At 68.2% G+C, this 10798-nt stretch carries 14 protein-coding genes; 11 read left to right on the top strand and 3 right to left on the bottom strand.

What is annotated here, in order from left to right:
• The 4 genes from E0L93_RS16580 to E0L93_RS08865 form a co-directional block, all read left to right on the top strand.
• A partial coding sequence (locus E0L93_RS16580) for an inositol-3-phosphate synthase (RefSeq protein ID WP_207890409.1) occupies nt 1–146 on the top strand: 146 nt, incomplete at its 5' end.
• A 144-nt stretch (nt 147–290) separates the two neighbouring features.
• The gene (locus E0L93_RS08875; protein WP_132691039.1) at nt 291–647 is read left to right on the top strand and encodes a hypothetical protein; all 357 of its coding nucleotides are present in this window, start codon (nt 291–293) and stop codon (nt 645–647) included.
• Between the two features lie 136 nt (nt 648–783).
• The gene (locus tag E0L93_RS08870) at nt 784–1086 is read left to right on the top strand and encodes a metal-sulfur cluster assembly factor (protein WP_132691340.1); all 303 of its coding nucleotides are present in this window, start codon (nt 784–786) and stop codon (nt 1084–1086) included.
• Between the two features lie 130 nt (nt 1087–1216).
• Nucleotides 1217–1615, top strand: a complete 399-nt coding sequence (locus E0L93_RS08865; protein ID WP_132691037.1) for a secondary thiamine-phosphate synthase enzyme YjbQ — start codon at nt 1217–1219, stop codon at nt 1613–1615.
• On the opposite strand, the gene E0L93_RS08860 is transcribed toward E0L93_RS08865, so the two are convergent.
• Nucleotides 1612–2259, bottom strand: a complete 648-nt coding sequence (locus E0L93_RS08860) for a CDP-alcohol phosphatidyltransferase family protein (protein ID WP_132691035.1) — start codon at nt 2257–2259, stop codon at nt 1612–1614. The genes E0L93_RS08865 and E0L93_RS08860 overlap by 4 nt on opposite strands.
• A 152-nt stretch (nt 2260–2411) precedes the next feature.
• Between E0L93_RS08860 and E0L93_RS08855 the strand changes: the two genes are divergently transcribed.
• Entirely contained in the window at nt 2412–3722 is a 1311-nt protein-coding gene (locus E0L93_RS08855) for an alanine/glycine:cation symporter family protein (protein WP_132691339.1), read from the top strand.
• 5 nt (nt 3723–3727) lie between these two features.
• Here the strand turns inward: E0L93_RS08855 and E0L93_RS08850 are convergent, their stop codons facing one another.
• Nucleotides 3728–4597, bottom strand: coding sequence for a hypothetical protein (locus E0L93_RS08850; protein ID WP_132691033.1), 870 nt, complete (start codon nt 4595–4597; stop codon nt 3728–3730).
• Between the two features lie 127 nt (nt 4598–4724).
• Here E0L93_RS08850 and E0L93_RS08845 point away from each other — a divergent pair, with 127 nt between their 5' ends.
• The 6 genes from E0L93_RS08845 to E0L93_RS08820 are packed head-to-tail and all read left to right on the top strand — an operon-like array spanning nt 4725 to nt 9120.
• Nucleotides 4725–6098, top strand: a complete 1374-nt coding sequence (locus tag E0L93_RS08845) for an NAD(P)/FAD-dependent oxidoreductase (protein ID WP_132691031.1) — start codon at nt 4725–4727, stop codon at nt 6096–6098.
• A gap of 9 nt (nt 6099–6107) precedes the next feature.
• Nucleotides 6108–6713 carry a glycerol-3-phosphate acyltransferase gene (locus E0L93_RS08840; protein WP_132691029.1) on the top strand — a complete coding sequence of 202 codons (606 nt, stop codon included), beginning with the start codon at nt 6108–6110 and terminating at the stop codon, nt 6711–6713.
• Entirely contained in the window at nt 6710–7243 is a 534-nt protein-coding gene (gene pgsA, locus E0L93_RS08835) for a CDP-diacylglycerol--glycerol-3-phosphate 3-phosphatidyltransferase (protein ID WP_132691027.1), read from the top strand. Before E0L93_RS08840 ends, pgsA begins: the two co-directional genes overlap by 4 nt.
• A 39-nt stretch (nt 7244–7282) precedes the next feature.
• On the top strand, nt 7283–8107 hold the full coding sequence (locus E0L93_RS08830; RefSeq protein WP_132691025.1) for a hypothetical protein: 825 nt from the start codon (nt 7283–7285) through the stop codon (nt 8105–8107).
• A gap of 22 nt (nt 8108–8129) precedes the next feature.
• Nucleotides 8130–8648 carry a type 1 glutamine amidotransferase domain-containing protein gene (locus tag E0L93_RS08825; protein ID WP_132691024.1) on the top strand — a complete coding sequence of 173 codons (519 nt, stop codon included), beginning with the start codon at nt 8130–8132 and terminating at the stop codon, nt 8646–8648.
• 25 nt (nt 8649–8673) lie between these two features.
• Nucleotides 8674–9120, top strand: coding sequence for a hypothetical protein (locus E0L93_RS08820; RefSeq protein WP_132691022.1), 447 nt, complete (start codon nt 8674–8676; stop codon nt 9118–9120).
• On the opposite strand, the gene E0L93_RS08815 is transcribed toward E0L93_RS08820, so the two are convergent.
• Nucleotides 9117–10766 carry a coiled-coil domain-containing protein gene (locus E0L93_RS08815; RefSeq protein ID WP_132691020.1) on the bottom strand — a complete coding sequence of 550 codons (1650 nt, stop codon included), beginning with the start codon at nt 10764–10766 and terminating at the stop codon, nt 9117–9119. The genes E0L93_RS08820 and E0L93_RS08815 overlap by 4 nt on opposite strands.
• Between the last annotated feature and the right edge of the window lie 32 nt (nt 10767–10798).

Below are 10798 nucleotides of genomic sequence, written 5' to 3'. Positions count from 1 at the left end.
CGTTCTACTTCAAGAGCCCCATGACTGCTCCTGGGCTCTATCCTGAGCACGATCTCTTCATACAGCTGATGAAGCTCAAGAACACCCTTAGGGAGCTGCGCGGGGAGGAACTCATCACGCACCTTGGCCTCGATTATTACGAATAACCTGTTTGACATGAGGCTGAAAGTGGGATAACTGTTGATCAAGGGCCCTTAAGGAATTCGGTCTAAGGGATGAGGAGGTGAGTCGTTCGGGCGGTCTTCTGACATTTCCGCGGAAGACGTAGAAACCTCGAGAGTATGGGGAAAGTGATGAGGAAGCTGATGATTCTGGGGGCGATGACGGCCATGCTGCTGCTGGCGGCCTCTCCCGCCTTCGCGCACAGCGCGAACGTGCAGAGCAGCCTGGCGGTCTTCGGTGACCAGACGGCCGTGCAGGCGCAGGTTGCGTGTGTCGGCTGCGTGCAGGAAGCCTTCCAGGGACAGATCGCCTGGCAGTCTCAGGCCATCTACAATGCCGGCTGGGGTGCCCTGAACTACCAGTCCGCCGGGGCGTACTTCGGCGATCAGAACCTGGCGCAGGTGCAAATCTTGTCCGTTGCCAGCCAGCAGTCCGCCTTCCAGGGGCAGGCGGCGCTGCAGCAGCAGGCGATCTGGAACTACTAGACCTCCCTCCGGGAGAGGTCGAGAGGGGGGCGGGGCCCGAGGAGGCTCCGCCCTCCTTCCGTTTCTGGAAAAGCTCCCCGGGTAAACTACAATAAGGTTTTACCATGCCGGAGAAGCTAGCGAAGAGGTGAGAAGGATGGTTACCGAGGAGCGCGTTCGGGACCAGCTCAGAAACGTCATAGACCCTGAGATCGGGATGGATCTCGTGGAGTTGGGTCTCATCTACGATGTGGAGGTACACGACGGCGGGAGGCACGTGGACGTCACCTTCTCCCTGACCAGCCCGATGTGTCCGGTCGGGGACATGATTCAGGAGCAGGTGGAGACCGAGGTGCTCTCCATAGAGGGCGTCGAGACGGTGAACGCCCAGCTGACCTTCGATCCGATGTGGAACCCGGACATGATGAGCCCGGCCGCCAAGCTCTTCTTCGGCCGGTAGCGGGGCCGGTCCCCTGCGGCCTCCCCGGTGTCACACCGGGGAGGCCGTGTTATGTACTGCGGTGCATGCGGGGTACGTGGGGGAAGGTCCTGCGCTACCATGATCCCGACCACCATCTCAGGAGGGAGTTATGAAGGTTCAGGAGATACCGGTCCGCACCGGCGAGCGTTACCAGTTCGTCTCCATCACGGAGGAGGTGCGGCGGGCCGTGCGCGAGTCCGGGGTTGAGGAAGGCTTCTGTATCGTCTCCTCTACGCACACGACCGCTGCCATCACCGTCAACGAGGACTACGACCCGGACGTGGGGAGGGATCTCGCAGCCGCCTGCAGGGCGCTCGTGCCGGAGGTAGAGTGGCAACACGCGGAGGGGAACAGCGACTCGCATCTGCTCACCAGCCTCTTCGGGCAGTCGCACTACCTGATAATCCGGGACGGCCGGCCCGACCTCGGGCGCTGGCAGGGCATCTTCCTGGCCGAGTTCGACGGTCCGCGCACCCGCACCGTCCGGGTGGCGGTGTTCGGAGGCTAGCCTCTCTCCAGCATGCGGCGGCCGTCCAGCACGCGCTGGGCGGCCGAGACGAAGACCATCGTCGCGAACACCCACGCTATGAGCGAGACGTGCGCCGGGAAGATGAGGAAGAGCGAGCCGGCCACGATCGTCTCGAACCCCTCGGTCAGCGAGCGTCGGAAGTGCAGGCCGCGCTCCGTTCGCCGCTCGGCCCTCAGGCGCTCCAGGATGCTGGAGAGTGCCAGGAACACGCAGCCGTTCAGGTAGTAGGCCAGGAAGAGCACGAGCAGTGCCAGCCGGGCGTCGGGGTGCTGGATCGCGAGCGCGACCAGAAATCCTCCGTATATCAGGAAATCCGCCACGATATCCATAAACGTCCCGAACTCCCGGCTCTCCTTGCGCAGCCGGGCCACCTCTCCGTCGAGCCCGTCCAGCAGACGGTTCAGGAGCCAGAGAACGAGGGCGGGGAGGTTGTGTCCGGCGGCGATGGCTCCGAGGCAGAGGAGTCCTATCCCCAGGCCCGCTAGGGTCAGGGCGTCGGCCGTTACGCCCCGGTCCGCCAGCGCGCGGGCGAGGGGGCGGTACAGGGGCTTCGCCGCTCGCCGCAGCTCCTCGTCTACCATGCGCCGATGATAGACGCTCTCCGGGGAGCCCGCTATGGACACGGGGCGGCGGGTTCCGTATGCTTTTACGCGGCATAAGGCCAGGCGCGCTCTCTCCTGTGGCGGAAGGCGCGTGGGGAACCTGAGTGTGGAGGGAGGTTAGCTGAGTGGAGGAGTTCTTTACCACCCTGTCAGGCTACGTGTGGGGCGTGCCCATGATCGTGCTGCTCCTGCTCACGGGGCTCTTCTTCACCATCATCCTGAAGGGGTTGCAGTTCCGGCATCTCGGACCCGCGCTGCATCTGGCCCTCATCCAGCGCAAAGACCCCGTAGGCGACGGCGACGTCTCGCACTATCAGGCGCTCACGACGGCACTGGCCGCCACCGTCGGGACGGGGAACATAGTCGGTGTCGCCTCGGCGATCGCGGTCGGCGGTCCGGGGGCGCTCTTCTGGATGTGGATGACGGGCCTTGTGGGCATGGCGACCAAGTATGCCGAGGCGGTGCTCGGCGTGAAGTACCGCCACACGGACGCGGCGGGTGAGAAGAGCGGCGGGCCGGCCTTCTACCTGACCAACGGCGTGGGGGGCACGTTCGGGCGCGTGCTGGGCATCTTCTTCGCCATCGCCACGGCGATAGCGGCCTTCGGCATCGGCAACATGGTCCAGTCCAACGCCACGACCACCAACCTGGAGTTCGCCTTCGGGATTCCGACCATCATCTCTGCCGCGATCCTCACGGTCCTGGCGGGAGTGGTTATCCTCGGCGGGATCCGCTCGATCGGGCTCGTGACCTCGGTCCTCATCCCGGTCATGGCGCTCTTCTACATCGCGTGCGCCACGGTCGTGCTGCTCGTGAACGTGACGGCCATCCCCGGCGCCATAGCCACCATCGTCTCCTCGGCCTTCACCGGAACGGCCGCTACCGGAGGCTTCCTGGGGGCCGGGCTGATGCTGGTCATCCGGCAGGGGGTTGCCCGGGGCATCTTCTCCAACGAGTCCGGGCTCGGCACCGGCGGCATCGCGGCGGCGGCGGCTCAGACCCGGGAGCCGGTGCGGCAGGCGCTGGTCTCCATGACCCAGACCTTCATCGACACGCTGGTCATCTGCACGTTCACCGGGCTCGCCATCGTGGTGACCGGCGTCTGGACCGAGGGCGGCGACGGCGGCAACTTCACCCAGCTCGCCTTCGCCACGGCGCTGGGCAATATCGGGCCGATAGTGGTCGCGGTCGGGCTGGCGCTCTTCGCCTTCTCCACCCTGCTCGGCTGGGCCTACTACGGCGAGCGCAACATGGAGTACCTCTTCGGACGGCGGGTCGTCGTCCCGTACCGGCTGCTGTTTATCGCAGGGATCTTCATCGGTTCGCTCGCGACGCTGGATGCGGTCTTCGCCTTCTCCGACGTGATGAACGGCCTGATGGCCTTCCCGAATCTGGTCGGGCTGCTCCTGCTCTCGGGTGTGGTCCTGAGGGAGACCCGCAGCTACTTCCAGCGGCAGGGAATGGAGCGGGCCGGAATCCGGTAGGCAGCCTACGGCTGCAGGGCGAACGCTGCACCGCAGCGTTCGCCCTGCACCTCGCACACGGCCGCGACCACGGTGCCGGGATCTCCGAGGTCCGCGAGGGAGATCACGGCCCCCGTCTCCCCGGAGATCGCGTAGCTCCGGTAGATGATCTTTTCTCCGGCTCCCCAGATGTGGAGCCGGAGAGGGTACTTCTGAGGCCGGAACTCCAGCGCCCTTCCGGAGTGCCGCACCCAAAGAGCGGCCGGCGCGCTCCCCTCCCCGGTGCTCCGGAGCGTGACCTCTTCTCCCGGCCCCAGCCGGACGCGGTTTGCGGGCGCGAGGTAGAGCTCTGCGCCCTGCGGTGCCTCAAGTGTATAGAGCAGCTCCCGGGAGCCGGCCGAGGCTTCCAGCTCGTCCTCGGGGCCGTACAGGTAGAGATCGGGGGAGGGCTCCAGATCCGCGAGAGCCAGCAGGGTGGAGACGTAGATCGCTGTCCGCTCCGTCGTGCTCGGGACGGGCAGCAGGACCGTTCCCGGGCTCCACTCCTCCAGTCGGCGGCGCAGCTCCGCGACCGGCGGCTGCCGATCCCGCCCGACGGCGAGCTCCTCCAGGGGGTGGTGCGGCAGATTCGCGGCCCGCTCGAAGCGCTCCGGAGCGGCGCTCCGGCCGCCCGGCGTTAGGGCGTAGACCGGTTCCGGAGCGCCGGGGGCCGGGAGCGGGCTGGCCTCGACATCCTGCGGCATCCCGACGGTGACCACGGGGGTCTCGAGCTCTGGGAGGGGGCGCGGGTCTCCGGGCAGGCTCGTCAGGTAGACGGGCAGGGCGGCGACCGTGCAGAGCGCGGCGAGAAAGATCAGGAGCGGCGCCGCGCGCCTGCGGCGGCGGAACCGGCGCATCCCTCTGCCCTCCGTCCTCGGCACGGAGAAGATCATAGCCGATTAAAGAGCCGGCCGACGTGTCGGGGTTGACGCGCCGGGGTATTTGTTCCTTACTACGGTTATTCCGGAGACACTGGAGGAGGCTATGGGCAAGCTGTTAAAGGCAGGGCTGGCCGCGGGCGGCACGGTGGCGGCTGCCAGACTGCTGCGCAGGGCATTCAGGAGCGAACCCCGGTACGCTCCGTGGGAGAAGCCCCCGTACCGGGACTTCCCGAACAAGGTCCTGATAGCGGGGGGAGGCTTCGCCGGCTACACCGTGGCCAGGGATCTCTGCGAGCTCACCCGCGACCGGGAGGATGTGGGTGTCATGGTGATCTCCCGGGAGAACTTCCTGACCTTCTGGCCCATGGTGCCGGAGGTTATAGCCAACGACATAGACGCGCAGAACATCGCCCAGCCCCTGCGCCGGTCGCTTATCCGGGCGGGGGCCAGCTTCCGCCGGGCGGAGGTGGAGAGCGTGGACTTCGACCGGCGGTGCGTGAGGGCCGGGGGACAGGAGTTCCCGTACGACCATCTGGTGCTGGCTCTCGGCGGGCAGCCCAATTTCTTCGGCATCCCGGGCGTCGAGGAGCACAGCCTGACGATGAAGGGGCTCTCGGATGCCATGCGCATCCGCAACCGGATGATCGAGCGTTTCGAGGAGGCCACCCTCGCGCGCGGCGACGTCCCGGACTCCCGGCTGACGTTCGTCATCATCGGGGGTGGTGCGACGGGCGTGGAGACCGCCGCGCAGCTCCACTCGCTCGTGCACCACGCCCTCGCTCCGGACTACCCGAACATCAATCCGCACCGGGTCAGGATCATCCTCATCGAAGCCGCAGACGAGATCCTGCAAGAGCTGGACCCGGCGCTGCGGCGGGTGGCGCGGGCTAAGCTGGTCGAGCGCCGGATAGAGGTGCTGACCAAGACGGCCGCCCAGGAGGTTACCGGAGACCGCGTGATCCTGAACAACGGGGATGTGATCCGCTCGGAGAACGTGATCTGGACGGCCGGCGGGCGGCCCAACGCCAAGCTGCGGGATCTGGACCTGCCGCTCACCAAACTGGACGGCGTGATCGTGGACCGCTACCTCAGGGTGCAGGACCGGGAGAACGTGTGGGCGTTGGGCGACTGCGCCGCCATCCCGGGGAGGGATGGGAAGTACGTCCCGCCCACGGCCCAGGCTGCGACTCAGGAGGGGCACGTGCTGGCCCGCAATATCCTGGCGGCCATAGACGGTGCCGGCGAGCTGGAGGAGTTCGAGTACCGGCCGTTGGGGCAGCTCGTAGAGCTCGGGGCCAATTTCGCCGTCAACGAGGTGATGGGGGTGAAGTTCAGCGGTCTGCTCGCCGCACTCTTCTGGCGGGCCGTCTACCTGACCAAGCTCAAGAGCCCGCAGAACCGGCTGCGGGTCGTGCTGGACTGGGTGCTGCACGCCTTCTACCGCCCGGCGACGACCCAGATCCGGGGCCTCGGGTAGCGGCGGGCGTTGGAGCTGCTGGTCCCTCTGATAGTGGCGGGGTACCTGCTCGGCTCCGTTCCGACCGGGGGTCTGGTGGCCCGCAGGCTCCTGCGCCGGCCTCCGCCGGGCAATCCGGCCCCGCTGGAGCTCTACGAACGCGCCGGCCGGCTGACCGGCGCGCTGGCGGCCCTGCTGGAGGTGGCCAAGGGAGGCGTCCCGGCGCTCGCCGGCTACCTCGCTCTGGGGATGTCCGGAGCGGTGTGGGCCGGATCGGCGGCCGTCTTCGGTCACGCGGTCTCGATCTTCATGCGCGGGGGCGGAGGGAAGGGGGTCTCCCCGGTCGTGGGGGTGCTCCTGATAGTTCACCCGCTGGTCGTTATAATTCTTGCCATGGTGTGGACCGCCGCGCTCTCCGCCTGGCGCTACGCCTCGCTGGCGGCGCTGGTGGCGGCGGCGGTCACGCCGCTCGCTCTGGCGGCGGTCGATGCCGGGAACGAGGACGAAGGCACCGTGCTGGCGGGGGCCGTGTTCTGGGCCCTGCTGGTGTTCTTTGAGCACCGGGAGAACATCCGGCGGCTGATAAACGGGCGGGAGGTCCGGTTCCGGGCCTCGCCGAGAAGGAGATTGAGATGACGTTCGCGAACCAGCTCACCATAGCCCGCCTCGTAGCCGTGGTGCCGGTCATGGCGGCTCTGTACATACAGTTCCCCTACAACCGGACGGTGGCGGTCACGCTGTACGTGGGCGCGATCCTGACGGATTACCTGGACGGCGTGCTCGCCCGCCGCAGCGGGAAGGTCACGAACTTCGGCAAGCTGATGGACTCCATCGCGGATAAGGCCATCATAGTAAGCCTCTTCTTCGCGCTGGTCGGGATGGGGCTGATGCCGTCCTGGATGGCGGCGATCATGGTCGTGCGCGAGTTCGCCGTGACGGGCCTTAGGATGGTGGCTCTGGAGAGCGGGCTCGTGATCGCGGCCAACCGCTGGGGTAAGGCGAAGATGGTCTCTCAGAGCCTCGCCATCCTGCTGCTGCTTCTGGAGCTGGAGACGGTCGGGCTGTGGGCCATGGCGGTGGCCACCGTGCTCACGCTCATCTCCGGCTGGTCGTATCTGAAGGACGCGCCGCGTATCCTCTCCGCCGCGGCGGGCGGGCAGCGTTAAAAGAGCGTTAAGAAAAGTAGTAAAATTCTGCAGATTTCTATGGAGCAGAGGTCCAGAGAGCGACTGACTTCGGCCGAGGTGGATCTGGTACTGCGCCGGGCCGCCGAGCTGAGCGCCCGCCGCAAGGACCAGGAGTACACCGTCTCGGCGGATGTGCTGGTGCAGGTGGCCGCAGCTGCGGGGATCAGGGAGAGCGACGTCCGGCGGGCTCTGGCCGAGCTCCGCTCGGACCGCGCCGAGGAGCCGGAGAGCCTGGCCGGGCGGCTGTACGGCCCCTCCCGCTTCCGGGCGGTGCGCGAGATAGAGCGCCCCGCCGACGCCGTGCGGGAGCATCTGGAGGCGCTCCTGCGCCAGGAGCAGGGACTCAAGCTGCGGCGCAAGACCGCGGCCGGGTCCTTCTGGGACGCGGGGGATCTGCTCGGGATGGTGCGCCGGGCGCTGGACTTCTCCGGCCACCGCCCGCTCCTGAAGGCGCACTCGGTGGAGCTCAGGATCGAGGAGGTCGAGGACGGACGCTGCCGGGCCGGCCTGACCGCCGACGTCTCCAACCTCCGCTCGGAGAACCTGCAGGCCGGGGGCATCCTGGGAGCTACCTTCGCCTCGCTCTTCGCCATCGCGGGCTTTGCCGATGCGCTCTTCTTCCTGGGCGTGCTGCCGGCGCTGGCGGCCCCGGCTGTAGGGTTCAGGTTCGCCTACCACAGGGCGAGCACCGAGATTCGCCGCGCGCTGGACGCGCTGCTGGACGCGGCCGAGGAGGGCCCGCCGCCGGAGGAGGGCGAAGAGCGGCGGGAGAACCGGGGGCCGATCCGGGCGCCAAACCCCATCCCGCGCTTCTCTCCCGGCGACCGCTCGGCGGAATCCTAGAGAGGAAGGAGAAGATGCAGCCATGAGACTCTCCGGCAAGAAGGTGGCCGTTCTGGTCGCCGAGGGCTTCGAGGATCTGGAGTACTGGGTCACCCTGATGCGTCTGCAGGAGGAAGGCGCCGAGGTTGTCAGCGTCGGCCCCACGACCGAGCCCGTCTCCGGCAAGAACGCGCTAACCGCGCGGGCCGATACCACCCCCGGCGGGGTGAACGCCGAGGAACTGGACGGGATCGTGATCCCGGGCGGCTGGGCACCGGACAGGTTGCGGCGCTACCCGGAGATCACGGGCCTCGTAAGGGCCGTCCACGAGCGGGGGAAGGTCGTCGGGATCATCTGCCACGGCGGACTGGTGGGCATCTCGGCCGGCATCGTGGACGGCGTCCGGGCCACGGGCTCGCTCGGGATCAAGGACGATCTGATAAACGCCGGAGCCGAGTGGGTGGACAAGCCCGCCTTCCGCGAGGGAAACCTGGTCTGGGGCCGGGTGGTGGCGGATATCCCGGACTTTTGCCGCGAGCTGGTCGCCGCCCTGGCCGGGTGACCGGCGTGTTACACTCAGGCACGGGATGAAGAGCATCGGAGCCATACTGCTGGGTATGCTGCTCTCCGCGATTATCGGGGTGCTCCTGATCTCCGGGATCTTCGGCCCGGTCTTCGCGACTTTCTTCGAGACCGCCACGGCCCGCCAGCTCTCCTTCCCGGCCGGGCTGTTCATCTTCGGGGTGGCCTTCTATTTCGGCGGCATGCTTGCCAGCTACCGGGCCCCCCACCGGCGCGTGCTGCACGGCACGCTGGTGAGCGTAGCCTCGTTCGGCGTCTCGCTGGTCGTGAACCTGGGGGTGGTGGCCTTCTCTTCTCCGGCCGAGGACCCCCTCGCCGGCTTCCGCTCGGCCGGGATCGCGGCCTTCACCGCGCTGCTGGTGCTCGTCTCGTTCGGGGCTTCGTTCTACGGGGCGCGCCGGGGCGAGGAGCTCTACCACTACAACCGGCAGTTCGCTCGCCGGGGACACTAGCGAGCCTGTACGCCCAGAGAGACGCAGCCGCGGGCATCCATGCGGGCGTTGGGCTCCAGCTCGCGGTTTGAGAGCACAGCCGGGTCGTCTCCGGTCCCGGTGAGGTAGACGCGCGGCTCCTCGATGCCCTCGGTCGGGTCGGCGGTGTAGCGGCGCCAGCTTATCTCGGACCACACGAAGGTGAGCTCGGCCTTCGCCGGGTCGCTGCCGTCGAGGCCCACGTGCACCCGCGGCAGTCCCAGAGCCTTGGAGATGGATGCCACAACCCGGGCGTGCTCGCTCTGATTGAAGAGGCGCAACCCGGCCCGCAGCCGGAGCTCGGGCTCCGCCAGCCGGTCGAGCCGCTCCCAGACCTCCTCCAGCTCGGCGGAGAGCCGGTCGTTCTCCAGCCGCGCACCCTCCAGCTCGCGCCGCAACGCCTCCGAACGCTCCTCGGCGAGCGTTCGCCCGGCGTCCAGCTCCCGGATGCGCTCCTCCAGGTGCTCCCGCTGCCGCTCATGCTCGCGGGTGAGGGTCTCCCGCTCCTCCTGCCGGATTCGCCCGGCGCGGCGGCGCTCCTCTTCCAGATCCTGCTCCAGCTCTCGCCGCCGGGCCTCGAGGCTCTCCAGCGACTCCTGGAGCTCTGAGATCCGGCGCTCCAGCTCCTCCCGCTCCTCCGCCCGCTCCCGCTGCGCGCGCTGCAGCTCCTCCTCCATCGCAGCCTGCTCGCGAAGGCGGGATTCCTGCAGCTCGACCAGCCGCCGCTGGAAGACCCCGGCCTCGGTCTCCAGCTTGACCCGCAGGCCCCGCAGCCTCTCCCGCAGCTCTTCGAGCTCCCTGCGGTGCCGGGCCTCCTGGTCCCGGAGACGGCTTTCCAGCTCGCGCGCGTGCTCCTCGCGCAGGGAGCGGTTGTCCGCCTCCCGCTGGGCCTGCAGGGCCCCAAGCCTCCGGGAAGCCTCCAGCCGCGTCTCCCGCATGAGCCGCTCGTGGGCCTCTGCGGTCTCCCGCCGGCGGGCCTCGTACTCCCGCCGCAAGGCTTCGAGCTCCTGCCGGTGCAGCTCCCGCAGCTCTTCGAGCCTCCGCTGGCCCTCGGCCCGGACGACCTCCACCGCATCCCGGCGGCGCTCCTCCAGCTCCTCCCGCAGCTCCTCCAGCTCCCTGCGGTGCCCCTCCTGCATTCGGGCGCGCTCGGCCGCCCTCGCGGCCCTGAGCTCGCTCAGCTCTGACTCCAGCTCTCCGGCGCGGCTCCTCAACTCCTCCAGAGCGGCGTCGCGGCTCTCGATGGCCCGCTCGCGTGCGCTCACCTCTTGCCGCGCGGCCTGCAGGGCGACACGGGCCCGCTCCAGGTCCTGCCGCAGGCTGGCGACCTCACCCTCCAGCGAGTCCACTAGCGTTCCGGCAGCCTCGAGCTGACCCTCCAGCTCGGAGATGTACTCCCGCAGATGAGCGGGATCGCTCTCGGAGACGACCTGCTTCCAGCCCCGCCGCCGGGCCTCATCGGCCCCCTGAGGAGAGACGTCATGGACCCGGCCCGAGTCCGGGTCCATGAATCTTGGCCACTTCTCCCCGGTGAGCCGCAGCCGACCCGTTATCGGGCAACGTGCCTCCCGCTCCCCTCCAGGGCCCTCGTGCGGCACGCCCGACTCATCCCCCGCTCCGACGATCATATCGGGATCAGGGTAAACCCTCCGGTCTCCCC

The sequence above is a fragment of the Rubrobacter taiwanensis genome (genome assembly GCF_004337705.1).
Lineage (GTDB): Bacteria > Actinomycetota > Rubrobacteria > Rubrobacterales > Rubrobacteraceae > Rubrobacter_C > Rubrobacter_C taiwanensis.
The sequence above is the reverse complement of the archived record's forward strand: the minus strand, read 5'-3'. Positions and strand labels throughout refer to the sequence as shown.